Annotated in this window: 12 protein-coding genes; 7 read left to right on the top strand and 5 right to left on the bottom strand. The window is 60.2% G+C overall.

The window, feature by feature from the left end; translation table 11 throughout:
* Positions 1-84: 84 nt before the first annotated feature.
* The gene (locus R3F07_17860; GenBank protein ID MEZ5278253.1) at positions 85-4,098 is read right to left on the bottom strand and encodes a cadherin-like beta sandwich domain-containing protein; all 4,014 of its coding nucleotides are present in this window, start codon (positions 4,096-4,098) and stop codon (positions 85-87) included.
* Between the two features lie 4 nt (positions 4,099-4,102).
* Positions 4,103-8,737: an RHS repeat-associated core domain-containing protein gene (locus tag R3F07_17855; GenBank protein MEZ5278252.1), complete on the bottom strand. Its 4,635-nt coding sequence runs from the start codon at positions 8,735-8,737 to the stop codon at positions 4,103-4,105.
* Positions 8,738-9,047: 310 nt separating this feature from the next.
* Here R3F07_17855 and R3F07_17850 point away from each other — a divergent pair, with 310 nt between their 5' ends.
* From R3F07_17850 to R3F07_17830, 5 genes are all read left to right on the top strand, one after another.
* The gene (locus R3F07_17850) at positions 9,048-10,358 is read left to right on the top strand and encodes a DegT/DnrJ/EryC1/StrS family aminotransferase (GenBank protein MEZ5278251.1); all 1,311 of its coding nucleotides are present in this window, start codon (positions 9,048-9,050) and stop codon (positions 10,356-10,358) included.
* Positions 10,359-10,661: 303 nt separating this feature from the next.
* Complete coding sequence (locus tag R3F07_17845; protein MEZ5278250.1) at positions 10,662-12,128, top strand: neutral/alkaline non-lysosomal ceramidase N-terminal domain-containing protein; 1,467 nt, start codon at positions 10,662-10,664, stop codon at positions 12,126-12,128.
* Positions 12,125-13,453 carry a Gfo/Idh/MocA family oxidoreductase gene (locus R3F07_17840; GenBank protein MEZ5278249.1) on the top strand — a complete coding sequence of 443 codons (1,329 nt, stop codon included), beginning with the start codon at positions 12,125-12,127 and terminating at the stop codon, positions 13,451-13,453. Before R3F07_17845 ends, R3F07_17840 begins: the two co-directional genes overlap by 4 nt.
* A 142-nt stretch (positions 13,454-13,595) precedes the next feature.
* Positions 13,596-14,570 carry an NAD(P)-dependent alcohol dehydrogenase gene (locus R3F07_17835; protein ID MEZ5278248.1) on the top strand — a complete coding sequence of 325 codons (975 nt, stop codon included), beginning with the start codon at positions 13,596-13,598 and terminating at the stop codon, positions 14,568-14,570.
* A gap of 193 nt (positions 14,571-14,763) precedes the next feature.
* The gene (locus R3F07_17830) at positions 14,764-15,399 is read left to right on the top strand and encodes a flavodoxin family protein (protein ID MEZ5278247.1); all 636 of its coding nucleotides are present in this window, start codon (positions 14,764-14,766) and stop codon (positions 15,397-15,399) included.
* Here the strand turns inward: R3F07_17830 and R3F07_17825 are convergent.
* The 3 genes from R3F07_17825 to priA form a co-directional block, all read right to left on the bottom strand.
* Positions 15,388-16,071 (bottom strand): hypothetical protein, encoded by a 684-nt coding sequence (locus tag R3F07_17825; protein ID MEZ5278246.1) that lies wholly within the window; start codon positions 16,069-16,071, stop codon positions 15,388-15,390. The genes R3F07_17830 and R3F07_17825 overlap by 12 nt on opposite strands.
* Positions 16,068-17,660: a hypothetical protein gene (locus tag R3F07_17820; protein ID MEZ5278245.1), complete on the bottom strand. Its 1,593-nt coding sequence runs from the start codon at positions 17,658-17,660 to the stop codon at positions 16,068-16,070. Before R3F07_17820 ends, R3F07_17825 begins: the two co-directional genes overlap by 4 nt.
* 94 nt (positions 17,661-17,754) lie before the next feature.
* The gene (gene priA, locus R3F07_17815; protein MEZ5278244.1) at positions 17,755-20,010 is read right to left on the bottom strand and encodes a primosomal protein N'; all 2,256 of its coding nucleotides are present in this window, start codon (positions 20,008-20,010) and stop codon (positions 17,755-17,757) included.
* Positions 20,011-20,122: 112 nt separating this feature from the next.
* On the opposite strand from priA, the gene R3F07_17810 reads away from it, so the two are divergent.
* Positions 20,123-20,590 carry a Fur family transcriptional regulator gene (locus R3F07_17810; protein ID MEZ5278243.1) on the top strand — a complete coding sequence of 156 codons (468 nt, stop codon included), beginning with the start codon at positions 20,123-20,125 and terminating at the stop codon, positions 20,588-20,590.
* Positions 20,591-20,632: 42 nt separating this feature from the next.
* A complete protein-coding gene (locus R3F07_17805; GenBank protein MEZ5278242.1) occupies positions 20,633-20,995 on the top strand; it encodes a hypothetical protein in 363 nt (120 codons plus the stop codon).
* Positions 20,996-21,028 lie beyond the last annotated feature (33 nt).

Here is a 21,028-nt window from a genome sequence, read left to right as displayed (position 1 = left end):
AGGTCTTCAAACGCACCGCCATTGACCCTCACGGATAAGGTCGCGCCCGGATCGGCAGCCATCGGTCTACAGGCCAAGCCATGGTCAGATCCGGGACCACACACCCGCGCTGGCGGGTGATTCCATCGCCGCGAAGCGCCCGGAACCGGTGGTCAATGACGCAAGATCGGCGAGCGAACTTGGATTGAGTGCCTTTATGAATGCCACGATGACGTCAGTGGAATCATTCGTATTGTTGGCCTTCAGATTGGTGGCGTCCGTCTGGTAAGCGACGCTGCGACCATCAAAGGAAACCGAAGGAAGCAGTGAGTCGGCGTTACCTTCTGCTCCGACGAGGGTCTCGGACAAGCGGACGATCTCGCCTGTCTGCAGGTCCTTCAGGAAGATGTCGGCGCTTCCATTGGTATCGTCATCAACCAGGTTGGAGGCCTGCGACTCGAAAGCCACGTAGCGCCCGTCACCGGAGATCGATGGATTGCGCGACTGCATGTAGTCTTCGCCCCCTTGCGCTGCCTTCGATGAGACCCGGCGAATGCTCTTGTCCATTCGATCGTAAAGGAAAACATCGACCGCCAGGTTCGTATCATAGAAATCGAGACTTTCCAGATTGGACTCGAAAGCGATAAAGCGCCCGTCCGCCGAGATCGACGGGGCCCGTGAATCCGTCGTATCCGCGCTCGGCCCGATCTCCGTCCCGGTGATGCGTTCGACGCCCGTTGTTGCCCGATTGTAGAGCCAGATGTCGCGGTACTGGTAACCCGGGGTGCTGTCGACCGACTTGTCGACCGACAGTTCGAAGGCCACGTAGCTCCCGTCGCTGGAAATGGCAGGATTGAGCGAATTGAGGTTGGCCGCATAGTTGCCGAACGGAACCGAAATGCCCGTGATCGCTTCCGCGGGATCGGTCGCTTCGCGATCGTAAACATAGACGTTGAACTCGCCATTGGCGTAGCCTGTGACAAGATTGTTCGCGCCCGACACAAAGGCCACATAGCGGCCGTCTCCGGAAATGGACGGTGATTCTGAAGCCTGGTTGGCTTCACCCCCGCTGTCGGTCAGCGAAATGCGTTCCGTCGCATTGGCGATACGGTCATGCACGAAGATGTCACTCCCGCGACTGCGCTCGGTGTCGCCGTTGGTGTCATTGGGAACGAGGTTTGTCGCCTCCGACTGAAAGGCCACGTACCGGCCATCTGCGGAGATCGAGGGCCTTGAGGAATCGTCGTTCCCCTCGATTCCGTTGTTGTCGACCGAGATCCGTTCGAGAGTATCCTCCATGCGGTCATAGACAAAAATATCCGCCGCATTGTTGGTGTCCCCGACCAGGAGGGAGCTGTCACTTGAAGAAAAGGCGCCGAAGCGGCCATCGCCAGAAATGGAGGCATCCTGGGAGGCGGCGTCCTGTGAATCAGCTGAGGCAACCGCCACCCCTTCGATGATCCTCGTGATAATGAGCGTGTAAGGATGGACGGTCGTTCCGTCCACTGCGGTGACGATGATCCGGATGATGTTTTCGCCCTCCGCGAGCCCGAATGAGGTCGAAGCCTCGCCGGAGTTGAGCGTGGTGGCGGAACCGCCGTTGACGCTGAGCTTCATGGTGGCGCCGGATTGGGCCACACTCGCCGTGACTGATGCGGCTGTTTTCTCGTCTGTCGTGATCCGGTAGACCGACCGCCCCCGGCTGAAGGGCGGGCTCAGCGATCCCACATCGGTCGAAAGTGACGCCAAGTCGGCATTGGACGAATCCGGAGCCGCGCGGCTCACGACAACGGTATAGGTCAGGGACGTGCCTCCGTCCTTCGAGGTGATCTTCACATCGATGGCGTTGTCCCCCACCTTGAGCACAAGCGGTGCGGAAGCCACTCCCGATACCAGGGGAACAAAGGGCCCATAGTTCGACCGCACGGCCATGGTCGCTCCCTTTTCAGCGGGCGTCGCGGTGACGGTTGTTCCGGTGACTTCGTTTGCGGCAAACGTATCGTAATCCACGGTCGCCGGTTGAAAGGCCGGACTGAGTGCGCCCGCACTGAGGCTCAACGAGGTGAGTTCGGTATTCGTTTCTTCACGGGCGCCCCGGATCACCTTCAGGGTATAGGTCTTGGTCGTTGAACCGTTCTCGGCCGTCACCCGAACCTGGATCGGGTTCTCGCCGGGAAAAAGCGGAAGATCCGCCGACGAATCTTTTGAATCGACCGTGGCCCATGCGCCTCCATTGATTCGCACATCGATCGTCTGCCCGAAGACGTTGGCGGCGGGACGGACAGCCGCCAACGTGACCGAGCTCGACACCGTGACCGAATAGTCGAGACGTTTGGACCGGAAGGTGGGCAGAATCGTGCCTGCGGTCGTGGTCAGCCATTTCAGGTCGGTGTCGGCGCTCAACCGCGATTCGACCGCACCGATGTCCGGAGCCGGCCCATACGGACGGGAAGACGACTCCTGATCGGTGGACGGCGTGTTGGCCGTGACCACACCCGCGTCAATGACCGGCGAGCCAACGAGGGGTGGCATGGTCGACGAAGCGCCATAGGAGGCGAGATCGTCAAGCAGCGGATCTGACGTCAGGGGAGCCGGGCCGCTCAGACGCGTTCCACCGATCTGTGCCCGCACCACATTGGCCCCGATGGCCGTGAAGTCGCCCTCCATATCAAGCGGCGCGTTGAGCTTCGTGTTGTTGGCGAGGATCGTGTTATCGAGGACGAGAACCGATGGGGATTCATTGAGCACACCGCCTCCGACATTACCGGCGATGGTGCAATGGCGAAGGGTCATGGTGGCGTCACGGTCGGGGTCAAAGAACGGGTTCACAGCTGCCCCTCCTTCATTGGTCCCGGACGAATTGCCGCTGAGAGTGGAATTCACAACCAGCATGACCCCATCCGAATTGAAGAGCCCTCCACCGGCACGATCGGCGTGATTGTTGTAGAGGGACGAATTCTCGATCGTCACCGTTCCTCCGTTGTTGATAACTCCCCCACCCCAAAATCCCGCCGCATTTCCAGAGACTTCGCCGAACCGAACTGTCAATTCGGAATCAATCAAAAAGATCCCACCCCCGTTGCCGGTGGCGACATTATCCGAGACCGAACCTTCAAGCATCGTGACGCGGCCTTCGAGGCTGAAGAGCCCGCCGCCATAAACTGCTTCGTTGCCGACAAGATGGCAGTTCTGGAGCTCAAGCTCCGCTTGATCACTGAAAATGCCACCCCCGTCGTCCGCAAATCCATTGAGGATCGTCAGGTCTTTCAGGGTGACCTTCACATCACCGATGATCCGCAAAACCCGGCATTCATGAAACGCATCGATGGTGATGCCGCCGGGAACTCCGGAGGCGTCGATGGTCAGGTCCTTGTCAATGACCAGCTCGATCGCCCTGAGTAATATTGTGCTGAACGGAGGGGCGGCGGGAGGCAGAGGAAGCAATCCGACCGCCGGAGGCGGCAGGAAACCGATATCCAACGGCAGGAATGTTTGATCGCCCGGTTCGATCGCAAATTCGATCCGATCACCCGGCGCCGCCGCTTCGATCACTTCACGCAACGAATCACCTTCTCCTCGACCGAGCTGGTGATCATTTTCATCAACCAGAGTCGTCACCAGAAGCGCCTCCTGAGCGGCAAGGCGCACGGTTGAACTGGGAGCCGACCGGGTGAACCCTTCGATCGCCACAATCCGGAAGTCTTGCTCACCATCCGACAGATACACCGTCGCGGTTCTCTCTGTCGGGCCGATGGGCGGATCGAGCTGCAACGGTTGCCAGTCCGCAGACCCGATGTTGGCGGCTTCGATAAAGAACCCGATTATCTCGACTCTATCGTTTATCGGATGAGCCCACGTCAACTGCGCCTTGTTCTCCGGCAAACGGGTGATGGAGACATCCGTCGGTGGGGTGGGAGCTAAAAAAGTACCTATTCTAACCAGATTGTCGCGCGTATCGTACTCATACCGAACCCCGTCGCCGGAGGGGTAGACGACGGAGCTCAAACGGCCGATCTGATCGTGATTGTAGTGTTGCCCGACCGAGATCAGCGGAAACCCGGCAAGAGCAATGGCGAGAACCGAAACAACCTGCGTGATGATGAGTTTCAGTCGAAACATCTGGCTAAAACGTGGAAAGGTTCTCGATTGGATCGGGCAACGGACGATCCGCGGCCGTCAGCGCCTCGAGAAAGCGCTGGTAGTGCAGGTATTCACCGCCTTTCCCGATCGCGCTTGTAGGCGCTCCGGTCGCGCCCCTGATGACGGTTCCGGCCTTACCGGGAGGCGTTGAGCGGTCCCCATAGCTGACATCCCAGGCGAATCCGGTACCGCCGGTTACCGAGCGTTTCAACCCCCGCTTTGCTTCTCTTTTCAGCGCTGCTTTGAGAGCGGAATCAGCCGAGCCCAAACCAGCCACTTTGGCAATCGAGCTGCGAGTGGTATTGGGGCGAATCGCATTTCCAATCCTTCGGGCTCCGCTGGCCACAGCCTTGTAGGCACCCGTGGTTGGGATGTACTTGCCACCCAACCCCAGGCCAACGGAGACACCGGCACTGACACCGGCATTGAATGCGACGTCCCCAACATCAAATTCCTTGCCGGACAACAACGAATAGGCAGCGTCCTCAACGACGCTACCCGTTGCCGAAGCCGCCGCTCGACTGGCAAAATAGCCGACACCTGACCCCAAGGCGCCGGCAACCGGAAGAGCCCCGATAATTCCGCCCGTAACCGCCCCGCCGATGGCGGCCGAAGCAACCCTGTTCCACTCGATAGGTTTGTTGGCAATGGCTGAGCCGACCACTTCGATGGTTGCCCCCACCACAGCCCCGATACCCGCTCCAACCAACGCGGTGAGTCCGTTCAAGAACTCACCCTGCGGGTCATTGAAATTGATCGGGTCGTTCCCGGCGTAGACATAGCGATTCAGGCTGCCCGGCAGTTCGATATCGCCCAGAACCGAGTCCATGGAAATAAAACGTCGCATCTCCGGCGAATACCACCGGTAGCGCATATGATTCAGACCATTCGGGACCGTCATCACGCCGAACAGACCACCGTATTTGAAGAGCGTATCCGTATCGTCGACGCTTCCGATGACCGATCCAAACGGGCTGTAGCTTATCCGGCCCGAGACTGTTCCGTCCGCACCGGACAAGGCCGTGGTGCTTCCACGCGCATCGTAGTGATGGACCTTGATCACTCCGTCGGTCTCCTCGTAGACGAGTCCCACCCCGTAAACATAGCGGGTCACAGATCCGGTCGAACTCGCCGCGACCAGAACCCTCGCCCCCTCGGCCGCGTCCACCACGGTCAGCTTGACCGTCTCCCCGCCCTTGGTCCATCCGACCAGGCGGTCCTCGACATCGTAGTGGAAGATGAGATCGCCCACCTGGATCATATTGTTGCGTGCGTTCCAGTTCAGCAGATTCGTCTGACCGTTGATCGGACCGCGGGTCAGGTTGCCATCGGCGTCGAAGGCGAACTGGTCGCCGGTCAGCTCATTGTCTTCACCGTAGGTATAGGTGGTTTCAGTCGGTGAATAGGCCGTTGGATATGTACCGGCGACCAACTCAGCGGAAATTCGTCCGTCTTCAGAATACGAGTATTCGTAGCTCACAATGACCGCCCCCCGGGCATCAAAGTCGGAGCGCTTCAGCAGTATCCTCTGGTCGTTGTATTGCATCGATCGAGACGTGCCGTTCGGAAAGGCAATCGCCTCAATCTGTCCGCCCGGACCCCAAGTGTAACGTGTCACCCGGCCGGCCCAATCCCTGAGCGCCACAACCCGCCCCGCCTCATCATAGGTGTACTCCACAGCCTTCAAATCGGGATAGGTCACCTGGGCCACCTGACCAGCCGGGTCGTAGGCGTAACTGACCGTCTTGCCTTCGGCGTCCTCGACCGACGTGGTCCGATTGAGGGCATCGTAGGCCTGGACAATCTTGACCTCCGGAGTCCCCGTTGCACCTGCCCGAGTGCTGACCTTCGTCCGGTTGCCGTTCTTGTCGTATTCGTAGAGGTAGTCGGGATGGGACGACTTCGCGTGATAGGTTCGGGTGAGGCGATTGGCCTTGTCGTAGGTGTATTCCTGCACCTTTCCCGAAGGAGTGACGTAGCGGTTGACGAAGCCGTTGCCCGTGTACTCAAAGGTGGTGACCTGGCCCTTGGGCGTGGTGATGGTCGCCAGCTCGTTCTTGGGCGTGTAGGTGAATAAGGTCTTCTTGCCGTCCGCATCGATGACCTCTTTCACCACGTCGTCGGATTCGTAGACCCGGGTGAAGGATCTCCCGTTCGCGTCGGTCACCCGGTCGATCCGGTTCATGGCATCATAGCGAAATGACGTCTTGGCCCCGCTCGGGTCAGTTCGCGAGATCACCTGCCCGAGAACATCATACTCGTAATTGGTGACCTTGCCCCGGGCATCTATTACTGAGACCGGCAGATTGAGCTCATTGTAGATTGTCTCCGAGAGAGTGCTCCCGTAGCTGTCTGTAACCTCAACCGTGTTCCCGTTCCTGTCGTAGCGGTAGTTGAATCGATCACCGTCGGCCACCTCCGTTTGCACCCGGCCCGCCAGATCGTAGGTATAGCGGGCCGCTGTATTGCCAGCTGTGTCGGTGATCGTGGCGAGGCGCCCGTCACGGTCATACCCGAAGGTGGTGACCTCTCCGAGTGCGTTGGTGATCGAGGTCAGGTTACCATCACCATTGTAGTCGTACAGAGTGGCCTTGCCCATCGGGTCCATTTCCCGCACCAGTTCGTTGCGATAATCATAGGTCTTCAGAATCGCCTCCCCCTGGTCGTTCTGCAGCTTGACGATATTCCCAAGAGCATCGTAATCGAAAGAAAACGCGTTGAAGGCGCCGTCAGACAGGGTCTTCAGTCGACCGGCACCGTCGTATTCGATCGATTCGGTCTCCTCCCGATTATGATCAGGGACGACCGACTTGAGTCGACCATTTGCATCATATTCGAAACTGATGGAATCCTGATTCCCGACGTCCGTCGGAACAGCCAGGGTGCCTTGGGTGGTTGAAGCACGCAGCCCTTTATTCGTCACCTTTATCAACTGACCCTTTTCCGAGTATTCTCTATATTGGCGTTGCCCGTTGGGGCTGGTCACATTCACCAGTTTCGCCGCCGAAGAGACAAACTTTGTTTCACGGCCCAGCTGGTCCTTGACGGATATCAAACGATACGAATCCACATCAGAACCATTAAAGGTTTCGAATTGGGTGGTGCTGCCGTTTGGTTCGATAATCGCTGTCAGTCTCTCTTTATCGAAGTAAGCATACTCGAAACGAGTCAGATTCCCTTCCGGGTCGAGGATCGACGTACGGCTCCGGGTCCCGGGCAGGTAGGTGAAGACTGTCTTGTTCCCGATCTCGTCTTTGACGGACAGCAGGTTGAACAAATCGTCGTGAACGAACTCCACGGCGGATTTTCCCCGGCCCGGAGCCGGGGAACCCGACTCGACAGTTGTCTTCGGACCATCATACGAGAACTGCCAGACCGATGGACTGCCGGCCGCGCCGAACTGGCGCTCCACGCGTCCTTTGGCGTCATACAGATTCGCATAGATCTGTTTCCCCTCGCTGTCGGTTGCCCGGGCAATCCGCTTGGAAGGCCAGGGAACGTAGTCATACTCGGTCCAGTTCGCCGCATCGTATGAGAGGGAGATCCCAAAACCCGAAATTCGGTAGCTCTGATTTTCTGACTGGTTGACCACATGGAGACGCCACGTCCCTTCGGGTGACTCATCCAGATAGTCATCAAGGAGCAACATGACCAGGAAACTCCGAGAACTGTTTTCCCCGTTGAACCGGTAATTCACGGGAATTCTTTTCCCGCCTGGTGTGATCACGGCCACAACAAGGTTCTCCGGATTTTCGCCGTCGATAAACGCAACTACCCGAACCAGGCGCCCCGTGTCGGTGCGGGTGACCTTCAGGTCGTAGAAGGCACCATCCTCTCCAGGGTCCACCAATCCACCATCTGAACCATAAACCGCCGAAAAGAATCGGGTTGGATCATAGATACGACTTAGGCGGGCGTGTTCGTCGTATTTCAGGAATCGAAAGAGATCAGCGTACGAGACCACGCTCAGCAGCGGGTAGTGCTGATAGCGACTCGCGCTCATATTGCGGTAGTAAAGGTCGATCTTCTGATGGGTCACCGGCTCCAAAACCGTGCCCACCGACCCATCCAGATACCGGGTCACGGTCAGTTCTCTGAGGTGACTGTCGGTGATCCGCGTCAATCTCCCGGATTCTGTGAAATGGTAGGCCGTTCCACTGCCATGCTGGCGCAGAAACCAATTCCTGCCGAAATAATCTGGTTGCTGCACCAGCACGAACGTACTCGGCTCGAAAGCATCAGACGAATACCACGAGGGCCGATCGTTGTTCGGATAGAAAGCCAACTGATTGTTATTCAGAAAGGCCGTAAGTTGACCTCCGAGAAAGGCGATTTTCGCTTCATACGGGTGCGTCCAGCCATATCCCACGGCACCTCTTCTGCTTGAGGCCAGGCTCGAGTTGTAGGTCAGACCCAGACTGAGTTCGCGCTCCCCTTGCAGACTGACGAGATTGATCTCCTCGATGAAGGCCCCGGTGGCCGTGTCGACATCGATGCCCGCCCGGCTCTGGAGGCGGGGCCTCCAATCGCCGGCGTAATCACCGGCTGAGAAGATGTCAGCAGGCAAAAGCAGAATCGCCAGGAGGGCGATCAGGCAGGTGGCTGATTTTGATGTCATCTGTGTTCGGATACTGGCCGCGATGAAACGCACCAGCTGGACGGAGACGCAGGCGAATCAGCCAGGTAGGGAGTCTTCTCGGGGAAGTGAAGACTGGGGCGAGATTAGTGACAGTTTTCGTCACATCAACAACAACTAATTGCCCTACAACGGAATCAGGGCGACCACTATTAGCTTTCCGAATCTGACAGTCGGATTATGCGCCCCCACTTCTAATGACTTCCGTCTGCGATACGACCAGGACCGCCTTTGAACCTTTCCCGCTGATTGCTCATTGTCTTCAAGCCGAAGTGCGGAATACGATTTCGTCATGCCCTCAAAGTCGAAGTCCCGCACCCCCACCGAATCCAAACTCGCCCTCCTTGGCGGCAATCCCGTCGGCAAAGTCAAGGCCCCGCTTTTCCCCCAGTTCTCCGCCCGGGCCAAGCGCCGGGTGCTGGACCTGCTCGATACCGGCCACACCGTCGGGCTCGGCAAACATGATCCCATCATCCGGGAAGCCGAGGACGCCATCAGCCGCTACCACGGAGGCCTCCACTGCCTCGGCACAAGCTCCGGGCACGGAGCCCTTCAGATGGCCCTGGCCGGGCTCGAAATCGGACCCGGCGACGAAGTCATCACCACTCCCTATTCGTGGGGTGCCTCCATTTCCTGCATCCTCCACCAGGGCGCCATCCCGATCTTCGCCGATGTCGATCCAAAGACAGGATTGATCGACCCGGCTACGATCGAAGCCCTCATCACGAAAAAGACCCGCGCCATCCTCGCCGTCCACATCTTCGGGCAGCCGGCACCCATGCCGCGCATCTTGAAGATCGCGGCGAAACATGGGCTCGCAGTGATCGAGGACGGCAGCCAGGCCCACGGGGCGACCCTCGGTGGCAAGAAAGTCGGCGGCTTCGGCCACGCCGCCGGGTTCTCCTGCATGGGCGGCAAGCTGCTCGCCACCACCGAAGCCGGCTATCTCGTCACCCGGGATGAGGATGTCTATTGGAAGGCCGCCCTCCTCTCCCAGCACATGGGACGGTCACCCGACAAAGGCTTCCCAGACCGCTGGCGGCCCTATGTCGACTCGCTGGTCTACACCTACCGTCTCAACCCGATCAACGCCGTCCTCCTGACCGAGCAGCTGAAGAAACTCGACCGGGAAATCGACGGACGTCGCCAGAATGTGGAAAGCCTGCGCGCCGGGTTGGCCGACGCGAAATTCCTATCGATTCCGAAATACGCCCGGACAGCCTGCCCTTCCTTCCACCTCCTCACCATGAACTTCAACGCGAAGGCCGCCGGCATCTCCCGCCTGACCTTCCTGCGCGCGCTCAATGCCGAAGGACTCCCGGTCTTCGCCTACGTTCCCGCACCCATACCGGACTGGCACCGACTCCATTGGAAAGACTACAAGGGTCCCCGCATCCTTTGGATGGACGCCCTCAAGCAAAACGGCGTTGACTACGCCAAGACCGCAATCCCCAACTGCAGAAAGAAGATCGCGAGCTCGGTCGAGATGGGTTTCAACTTCGTCCGCCCCGATCCGAGATCGATGCAACGCGCCGCCGAGATCGTTCTCAAGGTGGAAAGCCACATCAATACCCTGCGCGCATGGGAAAAGGTCCAGGCCTAGGCGGATGGCGGACGGCGGATGGCGGATGGCGGATGGCGGATGGAAAGTATATTGAATTCATGAATACACTCAAATAAAACGTAGCAGACTACGGTTTGTTGAAATTTGGATACGAACTGAACCCGAGAACCCGGGCTTGTTGATCAACACACCTGTAGGAGAGGCTTTATGCCTCGATCGCCGGAACCGAATCGAGATATCGAGGCGTAGAGCCACTCCTACAGGGGGAGTCCAAGCCAATCCTCCCTCCTTCGTTACCCTCGTTCCTTTGCAGTTCAAATCTCCTACTCCCCTCCCCGCCCGATGCCATCCCCATCTCCCATCCATGTCCCGGCGCCTAAGCGAGAAGCCGGATCCCATCCTTCATCTCCGCCGGGCGCGAAACCGGCTTTTCTTGCCGGTTTTGGCGTCTCCGACATCACGCCCCGGGTCGGGGTGGATCTCGCCGGATTCGGGCCGTATCTGAATCGGCAGTCGACCTCGGTTCTCGCCCCACTCAAGGCCCGGGCCGCTGCCTTCAAGTCAGGAAACGATCGTGCCCTCATCCTGAGTCTCGATCTCTGCGGACTAACCGGCCGGTTGATCCAGCAGATTCGGAAGTCCATCCAGGAGCGGACCGGTTGGCCGCCGGAATCCATCATGGTCGTCTGCACCCACACCCATAGCGGACCATCCACCGTTGGCCATATCGGATGGGGCCGGCCGGACGACCTCTATCTGGAGACCCTGTCCATGCGGTCGGCCGCAGCAGCTGAACAGGCCATTGCATCACTGATTGAGGTAACCGTCTCATTCGCCGAACCCGCCTGCGAAGGTATCGCCATCAATCGCGACTACGATGCCGCCTACGAGCGGCACCTGCCGGTCGATCATTTCCTCGATCCTGGGTGGCGACCGGCCAAACCGGAAAGAACGGACACGACCTGCGCCGTTATCTCTTTCCGCCACAAAGGCGGGCTTGTCGGGTTCATCAGTTCATTTGGCTGTCACCCCGTGGTCTGCTGTGAACGCAACACCCAGATCCACGGCGACTTTGTCAGCCTCGGCACGATGAGCGCGGAATCGAGCTTTCCCGGCTCTGTCGGTCTCTTCCTCCCCGGCGCTCTCGGCGACGTCAACCCATCCATCTCCCACCGGCCCGCCGATGAAAGCCTGCGGGCCCTCCAGGTCATCAGCGAGCGATTCGCCGACTCCATCCGCCACGGTATCGAAAACGGACACCCGATTCCCGACACATCTCTTGCCACAACCAGCCGATTCCCCCGCTTCCCCCGGGTTGCCTGGTCTGAAACGGACGTGGACGATCGGATTCGGGAGCTGGAGAACCGGCTCCACCAGCCCGGTCTGACCGACGATCCCCTCGCCGGTGATGATGTCCTCCGCCGAACCGGGATGGACATGGTCCGACTGGCGGGACTTCGAATCGTCCGTGATCGGATGGCGCGGGGCGAAGAGCTCAATCCACCGTCCGAAATCCAGGGAATCCGCATCGGCCCAATCCGCATTCTCGGAGCGCCCTTCGAAGTCTTCCAGGAAACAAAGAATACCGTCTTGGCCAACCTCGGGGAGAGCCCCACTCTTGTCCTGAGTCTCGTCAATGGAGCCGAGGGATACGCGCCGGACCCGACCGTGTTCGAGCGACAGGGTTATTCGGCCGAGTTTGTCCCGCTGATGAAGGGCGACCTGCCCCACCGCTGTCTCCATGATCTTCTTGTGAGTGAACTCACGCAACTGGCCACCGATCTGGACCGATCGGGCCCGACCTCATGAAACACACCTGCGTTATCGTCGGTGCCGGGCACCGTGCCATGGCCTACGCCGCCTATTCCCGCGACCATCCGGATCGAATGGAGGTGGTCGGCGTGGCCGATCCGACGCCGCTTCGCCGAGAACGGGCGGTCCGTGAGTTCGGGATTGAACGGGCCCGGGTCTTCCGTTCCGCCGATGAATTGGCCGCCGTCCCGAAGTTCGCCGATTTTGCGATCAACGGTACCATGGATCACCACCATGTGCCGACCTCACTTCCGCTGCTTCGCCGGGGTTACCACCTTCTCCTCGAAAAGCCCTTTGCGACCAATGAATCGGAAATGAAGGAACTCGTCGCAGTCACCCGAGCCGCCGACCGCAAGGTCGTCATCTGCCACGTTCTTCGCCACACTCCGTTTTACACCGCCATCCGCCGCGAGGTCCTCAGCGGCACCATCGGCGAAATCATCAATATCAATGCGGTCGAGCATGTCTCCTACCACCATATGGCCGTGGGCTTCATCCGGGGGAAGTGGAACCGCAGCGACGTTTGCGGATCCACCATGCTGATGTCGAAATCCTGTCACGATCTCGACCTGATCACCTGGATGAAGAGCGGTATCCCGCCCCGTCGCGTTTCCAGTTTCGGCAATAACCAGCAGTTCGATCCATCAAAAGCACCGGATGGAGCCGGGACCCGCTGCCTGGTCGACTGCCCCATCGAGGCCGATTGCCGCTACTCCGCCCGGAAACTCCACCTCGATCATCCAAAGCGCTGGGCCATGTATGCGTGGAGCGGGCTCGAAAACCTCGCCGAACCCACCCTCGAGGATATGACCGAATCACTCAAGACCAGCCCCTACGGCCGCTGCGTCTGGAAGACCGACATGAACGTGGTCGACCACCAGTCCGTGCTGATCGAATTCGCCGACGGCGCCACCGCCACGCTCAACATGATCGGTGGATCCGCCAAGCCGTCGCGTTCCCTTCACCTTATCGGCACCCACGGCGAGATCCAGGGCTGCATGGAGGACGCCACCTACGTGGTCCGGCATATCGACAATCGACCGGGCAGGGAATTCTCGGAACGGGTCGTCGATTTGAACCTGACTGGCGACACCACGGGAGCCCAGGGAGGTCACGGGGGTGGAGACGAGCGACTGGTCGGCGATTTCCTCGACTTTCTCGACGGAAAGGAGCCGTCGATCTCGACCACCAATCTGGAGGACTCGATTGCCGGCCACCTCATCGGTTTCTGTGCCGACCGTTCCATCAAGGAAAACCGGGTTATCGATATCGATTTCGACAGGTCCGCGGGCTTTCCCCGCAGTCTCGCGAACGCAGACTGAAGGGTCGCTCAAACCGTATGCAGAAGACCCGACCTCACTGCCTGGATCGTGCCCCGGAGTTGCGACCCCGGGGTTCCGGTGGTATTCTTCCTCCTTTCCGCCGGCAAAGCGCGTCAGTCAGCGATTTGAACCAATCAAGGCAATGAAAGCATGGGTCATCAGAAAAAGAGGAGAAATCGGCGACATTGAGTACATCGACCTGCCCGAACCGGCCGTCGGTCCAGGAGAGGTCGTGGTGCGGGTGAAAGCCGCAGCCGTCAATCCGGCCGATCTGAAAGTCATTTCCGGAAAGAAAGGCGGCAAATTCCTTCACTCCGGAAAGTCTCCTATCCGCCTTGGGTATGATTTCAGTGGGATCGTCGAGAAAAGAGGCGAAAACGTCCCGGCTTTCCACCCGGGCGATGAGGTCTTTGGATTCCTACCCTACACGACCTCGACCCGAGAGGGAAGTTTCGCTCAATCGGTTGCCGTCAGAACGGAAACCATCGCCCGCAAGCCGACAATGCTGGGGCATGTTGCCGCTGCCTCGGCCGCCACGGTGGCCAGCACCGCTCTTCAATCCCTCGTCGGGTTTGGTGGCATCCAGCGGGGACAGAGCGTCCTCATCAATGGGGCCTCCGGGGGAGTTGGCAGCTTTGCCGTTCAGATCGCCCGAAGCATGGGTGCGACCGTGTGGGGCACCTGCAGCGTATCCAATATCGACTACGTTCGATCCCTTGGCGCCCAGCACGTGCTTGACTATCGGGAAACCAATCTCGGCAGGCTCTTCGACAAATTCGACATTGTCTTCGACGCGGCTGCCACCACCTCCTTCGCTGCCTGCGCGGGTATCATGAAGCCGAAGGGCGTCTACATCACCCTCCTGCCCAGCCCCTCCTTGATTGGCGGAATGCTTCGAACACTCCTCTCCGCCCGAAAATGTGCGGTCTGTATCGTCAAACCCCGAACCTCGACTCTTCAAGCCGTCGCACAGATGTTTGAAGAAGGAAAACTGAACGCCCCGATCGCCGCCACCTTTCCGATTCACGATCTGCCGAAGGCCCTCGAAACTCTCCGTGCCGGCGGGGTGAAGGGGAAAATCGGACTCATCGCCGAGGATCAGGTCTTCTCCAGGTAGGTTCGTCTCCTGACCGAGCTGACGTGAAGCGGATTTCGTCTTCTGTCACAAAATCGCCAGGGCCGAAGGTCCCTGGTCGGCCACCGCGACCCGGCCCGGCCACCGAGACCCGGCAAGGATCCGACAGAAGTCGGGACGATTCGCGAACAGCTTCATTGACGGGCTCCAAGACACACGTCATCATCGGTTCACCATGAAACGTGATGTGACGGTCCTTGGGATTGTGGGGAGTTACCGCAAGGGAGGGACCATCGACTCGGTGGTGGACGAAGTTCTGCAGGCCGCCCGCCGGAAGGGTGCCTCAACCCGGAAAATCTACCTCATCGACCAGCATATCGAGTTCTGCACGAATTGCCGGACCTGCAGCCAGCTGGAAGGCACGGAACCGGGTGAGTGCATCCACCAAGACGATATGGAGCGCCTGATCCGTGACATCAGGAAGGCGGACGCCATTGTCCTCGGCTCTCCCATGAATTTCGGCACCGTCACAGCCGTGACCAAACGTTTTATCGAGCGCCTGATGTGCCTGGCTTACTGGCCCTGGGGCATGAAGGTTCCGAAGATGCGTTCCCCGGACACGGACAAGCCGGCGGTCATCGTCGCTTCGTCAGCTGCTCCCGCCATTCTTCAACGCTGGTCCGGCAGCATGTTGAAACTGTTGCGCCAGACAGTGGAGCTTCTCGGCGCCCACCCGATCGGGGAGATCAACGTGGGCCTGGCCGCCATGAAGCGCCGGCACGAGCTGCCTGCCAACATCGTTGCCAAGGCACACCGCCTCGGCGAACGGCTCGTGGCCAGGGTTCCCGCCCAACCAGCGTCAGCCGCCTGACCGCTTGCGCCCAAGAAATACGACGTGGGCATCCCGCGGGGCGTTCGGGTAGGCCTTCACCCCGACCACGTCGACCTTCAGCCCGGCTTTGAAGAGGCGGTCCGCAAACGACCGGTCCTTTCCGGCCGACCAGACAGCCACGCAGCCTTCCGGTTTCAATGCCCTGACGATCCGGGCGACACCATTGGTCTGGTAGATCCGCCGGTTCTCCTGGAGGACAAAGGCTACTGGTCCGTTGTCCACGTCCAGCAAAATGGCATCATACGGGTCCTTTCCCGACCGACCGATTACATCGTAGATGTCACCCACGATGATCTTGACCCGACCATCCTCAAGCAGCCCGCCATTCAACCGCATCAAGTATTCACGATTCCACGACACGATTTCCGGTATCAGTTCCGCAATCTGGACAACCGCTCCCGGGCCGACCAGATCGAGGACCCCTTTCAGGGTGAAGCCCAGGCCGAGACCGCCGATAAGAATGCGGGGCCGTTCCCTTCCGGTCAGATGGGCACAGGCCAGCCTCGCCAGTTCGCGCTCCGAGGTGCTCGCCCGGGAATTCATCAACTGTTGGCCGTTGAGCAGAATGAAGTAATCACCGTCGTGCTCATGGAGCTTCAGGTTGCGCCCCTCCGGGGTTCGGGCTTCAGCCAGGGTCACGAATGGTTTCATGTCGATCGGTTCACGCATGCGGCAGCGGCCTCCGCGCAGCGAAGGCCATCCAGGGCCGCACTCACGATACCTCCGGCATATCCGGCCCCCTCCCCGCAGGGAATCAGGCCGGCCACTTCGGGATGCTGCAGCTTTTCCGGGTCGCGCGGAATCCGCACCGGCGAACTCGTCCGGGTCTCGAAACCGACGAGGACCGCCTCCTCGGTGACATAGCCGCGCATCATCCGCCCGAACCGGGAAAGCCCCTGCTTCATCCGCCTGACCACCCAGGGCGGGAGAAGGGCGTCGAGCCGGGCGGAGGCCAGGCCGGGCCGGTAGCTGGTTCCGGGAAGATCGGCGGAAAGCCGACCAGCCAGGAAGTCCGTGACCCGCTGACCGGGAGCCCGCTGACCCTCTCCTCCCGCCACCTTGGCCGCCGTCTCAAGGACGCGCTGGAAAGCCAGCCCTTTGAGCACACCATGCTCCGCCGCAAATTCTGAAAGGTCTTCCGGCTCCACCCCGACGACGAGGCCGCTGTTCGCAAAGGGAGAATCGCGACGCGAGAGACTCATCCCATTCACCACCACCTCGTCGTTCTCCGTCGCCGACGGGACAATGAATCCACCCGGACACATGCAGAAGGAGTGGACCCCTCGCCCATCGATCTTGGTCGCCAATTGATAGCTTGCGGCCGGGAGTTGGCGCGGGCGTGGGCTCTCCCTCGGGAAATGATACTGCAGACTGTCCACCAGCGCCTGCGGATGCTCGATCCGCACTCCCACAGCGAACGCCTTGGCCTCAAGTCGGATCCCCTTTTCCCGAAGGATGCGGTAAATGTCCCGGGCAGAATGGCCCGTCGCCAGAATGACGGCCTTTCCCTCAAAAAGCTCTCCGTCTCTGGTGACCACCCCATGGATACATCCGTCTTTGCAGACCAGGTCCACCACCCGGCTTCCGAAATGCACCTCGCCCCCGGCCTTCCGGATGCTCTCGCGCATGGCCCGCACCACGTTGGGCAGGAGATTCGAGCCGATATGCGGGTGCGAATCGACCAGAATGCGATCGGGAGCCCCGTGGGCCACGAGAGTCCGATAAACCGTCGCGACCGGCCCGCGCTTGGTCGCCCGGGTATAAAGCTTGCCGTCCGAAAAGGTGCCCGCTCCGCCCTCACCGAAGCAGTAGTTGGAATCCTCGATGATCTCGCCCTTCCGGAAAATCGGCGCCAGGTCATAACGCCGGGCAGAGACATCCTTTCCCCGTTCGAGAACAATCGGGCACAAGCCCAGCTCGATGCAGCGCAATGCAGCAAACAACCCCCCGGGGCCGCTGCCCACGATGACAATCCGCGGTGCCCCGGACTTCAATTCGGGGTAAAACGCCTCCGGCTTCTCCAGGACCGGCATCGCCCCATCCAGTCCGACCTCGAAGCGGAGTTGGACCTTGATCTGACGACGCCGTGCATCGATGGAATGCTTGCGCAAATCCAGGCCGGTGATCCTTGCCTCCTCCACCCGCAGGCGCGCCGCCACCGCCCGCCGCCAGGCTTCCCGGTCCTCCGATTGCTCAAGAGGCAGGATGACATCGATCATCTGGTTTGCGGGCTCACCCATGCAGTCCTCCAGCGAATCCCCGAAGTTCCGGGAGCGCGAATTCAAAATGCCGGAAAGAATGCTTCCCGTTTTCGCCCGAACCGGCGAAACCGCTTCAGACCAGGTGCATCGGATCCACGTCGATGACCATGATGACATCGTCAGGCATCGGAAAGGTCGACTCGAGCAGGCGGATCTCCCGGACGAGAGCCGTCACTTTCTGGGTGAAATACCAGATCTGGAAACGGTAATGGTCCTTGATCTTCTCGGTGGCACAGGGAGCGGGTCCCCTCAGTTCCACCTCGCTGGAGATCCGGGCGGTCAGCTGCTTCGCCCACTGCTCCGCGACAAAAGCCACCTTGTCGGCATTGCGTCCACGGAAGAGATGCTGCACGAGGTGCCGGTAGGGCGGATAGCGGAACCGCTCGCGGGCCTTGGCCTCCTCCCCAAGGAAGGCATCGACATCGGCCTGACGTGAAAACTGGATCGGCATGGCGTGCGGCGTGAAGGTCTGCACGACCACCTCTCCAGCCACGTCGCCCCGCCCGGCCCGTCCCGCCACCTGGACCAGCAGCTGAAAGGTCCGCTCATGCGCCCGGAAATCCGGGATATGCAGCGAGAGATCCGCATCGACCAACCCGACGAGGGTGACATTCGGAAAATCCAGCCCCTTCGCAATCATCTGGGTGCCCACCAGCACATCGATCCGGCCAAGGCGAAACTCGCTGAGGATCTCGCGGAAGAGATTCTTCCGGCTCATGGCGTCGGCGTCCATCCGCACGACCCGGGCGCTGGGCAGGATACGTCTGACCACTTCCTCAACCCGCTGCGTGCCCAGCCCCTTCCAGCGGATCTGTTCGGAACGGCACTGCGGACAGCGCAGGGGCGCATCCATCGTCTCCCCGCAGAGATGGCACTTGAGGGTCTCATCCGTGCGGTGATAGGTCTGCGCGACGCTGCAGTGGGTGCATTCCGCCACATAGCCGCACTCCCGGCAGACCATGCTCGAGGAATAGCCCCGGCGGTTGAGGAAGAGAATGCTCTGTTCGCGGGCGGCGAAACGTCCCCTCAGTTTTTCCGCCAGAAAGTCGGAAAGCGAAACCGCTCCCCGCTTTTTCATCATCTCGGTCCGCATATCCACAATATGGATAAAGGGAAGTTTCCGGTCATCGATCCGCTTGTTCAACCGAAGCCGTTTGTATTTGCCGGCATCGGCATTGAGGAAGGATTCTAGCGACGGAGTGGCCGAGCCGAGGAGGCAGACCGCCTGGTTGAGCATCGCCCGGTAGACCGCGACATCCCGCCCGTTGTATCGCGGCGTCTCGTCCTGCTTGTAGGCCGGCTCGTGCTCCTCGTCGACCACGATGAGACGCAGGTTGGGCACCGGGGCGAAGACCGCCGAGCGGGCGCCCACCACCACCCGGGAATCGCCTCGGGCAATGGCCAGCCAGGCATCGAGGCGCTGGCCGTCGCTCAGGGAACTGTGCCAGACCACCGCCCGGGTGCGACCATCCCGCTCGAGGCGGGCTCGAAGCCGTCCCACCGTCTGGGGGGTCAGGGCAATCTCGGGCACCAGCACGATGACCCCGCCACCCGCCGAAAGAACCTCGTCCATGGCCTGGAGGTAGACTTCGGTCTTGCCCGAGCCGGTAACCCCCTGGAGAAGCTCGACCACGAACTTCCCGCTCTTCAGATCCCCGCTGACCGTCGCGGCGGCCGCCGCCTGCTCATCGTTGAGGACAAGCGTCTGGTTGCCCACGATCTCGACGTCGCCGAACCCATCATCATAGGCGTGCCTCGCCTCGACCCGAGTGTCCTCGATGACCAACCCTTTCGCCACGGCCGCCCGGCAAATGGCGGTCGATACCCCGAGACGCCGGACGATGACCGAACGCTTGACTGGATGAAGCTGGCCCTTGAGGAACCGGCAGAGTTCATACTGCTTGGGCGACCGGCGCTTGAGCGCCTCCAGGGCCTCGCCATCCAGGCCCCCGGCCAAGGAGAGATACGACTCAGTCTGGACTCCGTGCCCCATCCGGACCGCCTTTGGGATCATTGCCTCGATGATCGCCTCCCGCGACGCCCCATAATAACGCCCCATCCAGGAGGTCAGCTCGATCAGATCGGGAGTCAGCACGGGCATCGGATAGACCACCTCCGAGATCAGCTTCAATTTCGCCAGGGCGACGTCAGGAATGGAATCCAACTCATGAACCACCCCGATATGGTGACGACGGAGAATCGGAATCCGGACCAGGGCGCCCACCTGGATGCTTCCGGACAAATGCGGCGGCAGTCGATAATGGAGAACCCGGTCGAAACCGGCCAGCGGCCAGACCGCCACCACCCTCCCCTCATCCGCTGCTTTCATAAGCCCTTCACTCCGAACAGGTCATTCTCCACAAAGGGATGCCTCGAATCGGACCCCACCGGCGTCCGCCTTCCAGATTGACAGGGCTAAAGTGAAGGCTGACATTGGTTCGGTGAGCATCGAAGCCTGTCGGGAGAAGTTCAAGTCCTTCCTTGCCGATCGCAGTCTCAGGGTCACCGGGCAGCGTCTGGCCATATTCGACGCGGCCTTCGCCGGCGCGGGCAATGATCATTACACCGCGGAAGAGCTTCTCGACCGGGCCCGCGCCATCGATGAATCCGTCTCCCGCGCAACCGTTTACCGGACCCTCCCGATCATGACCGAGAGCGGCCTTCTCCGGGAAATCGACATCGGCAAGAATCTGAAATTCTACGCCGCCAACCCGGACAACGAAACCCAGCAGGCCCAGGTCATCTGCCTGGACTGCGACCGCATCTTCGAGATCAGCGCCCCTTTCATGGAATGGTACCGCAATACGGTTTCCTCAAAGCTCGGGCTGACCCCCGTCGCCCATCGGTTGCAGGTCCATGCCCAATGCGACGCCTTCCGCGAGACCGGGAAATGTCCGCATCGCAACTGAGACAGATTCCTGACCCTTTTTCCCTCAGCCATTTCCAGCACCGTGAGCGACAACGACAGTTTTGAAGTTGAGTTCTTTGAAGGCATCCTGCGCCGTAATCCCAAGGATTCAGGGGTCATCGAGTTGCTCGGCGGCCTCTACACCAAACAGGGAAGGGTCGACGACGGCCTGCGGATGGATCGGCGCCTCGTCCGGCTTCAACCGGAGAACCCGACCGCGCATTACAACCTCGCCTGCAGTCTTGCTCTGAAGAAACGCCATCCCGAAGCACTCAGGACCTTGCGGAAATCAATCGCCCTGGGCTACTCGGACCTCGAATGGATGCACCAGGACCCGGATCTTGAGGGTCTGCGTGATCACCCCGATTTCAAGAAACTGATCAAGGCACTGCGCCATAAGGGCTGAGCGTGGGGAGGTGACGCCCGTCAACCACTGAAC

It is taken from the genome of Opitutaceae bacterium (assembly GCA_041395105.1).
GTDB lineage: Bacteria > Verrucomicrobiota > Verrucomicrobiia > Opitutales > Opitutaceae > B12-G4.
The sequence above is the reverse complement of the archived record's forward strand: the minus strand, read 5'-3'. Positions and strand labels throughout refer to the sequence as shown.

What these genes read in the sequence shown, in the direction of transcription:
- R3F07_17845 (MEZ5278250.1), top strand. Translation starts at nt 10,662, where the DNA reads ATGCCATCCCCATCTCCCATCCATGTCCCGGCGCCTAAGCGAGAAGCC.
- R3F07_17840 (MEZ5278249.1), top strand. Translation starts at nt 12,125, where the DNA reads ATGAAACACACCTGCGTTATCGTCGGTGCCGGGCACCGTGCCATGGCC.
- R3F07_17860 (MEZ5278253.1), bottom strand. Translation starts at nt 4,098, where the DNA reads ATGTTTCGACTGAAACTCATCATCACGCAGGTTGTTTCGGTTCTCGCC.
- R3F07_17855 (MEZ5278252.1), bottom strand. Translation starts at nt 8,737, where the DNA reads ATGACATCAAAATCAGCCACCTGCCTGATCGCCCTCCTGGCGATTCTG.
- R3F07_17830 (MEZ5278247.1), top strand. Translation starts at nt 14,764, where the DNA reads ATGAAACGTGATGTGACGGTCCTTGGGATTGTGGGGAGTTACCGCAAG.
- R3F07_17820 (MEZ5278245.1), bottom strand. Translation starts at nt 17,660, where the DNA reads ATGGGTGAGCCCGCAAACCAGATGATCGATGTCATCCTGCCTCTTGAG.
- R3F07_17825 (MEZ5278246.1), bottom strand. Translation starts at nt 16,071, where the DNA reads ATGAAACCATTCGTGACCCTGGCTGAAGCCCGAACCCCGGAGGGGCGC.
- R3F07_17835 (MEZ5278248.1), top strand. Translation starts at nt 13,596, where the DNA reads ATGAAAGCATGGGTCATCAGAAAAAGAGGAGAAATCGGCGACATTGAG.
- priA (MEZ5278244.1), bottom strand. Translation starts at nt 20,010, where the DNA reads ATGAAAGCAGCGGATGAGGGGAGGGTGGTGGCGGTCTGGCCGCTGGCC.
- R3F07_17850 (MEZ5278251.1), top strand. Translation starts at nt 9,048, where the DNA reads ATGCCCTCAAAGTCGAAGTCCCGCACCCCCACCGAATCCAAACTCGCC.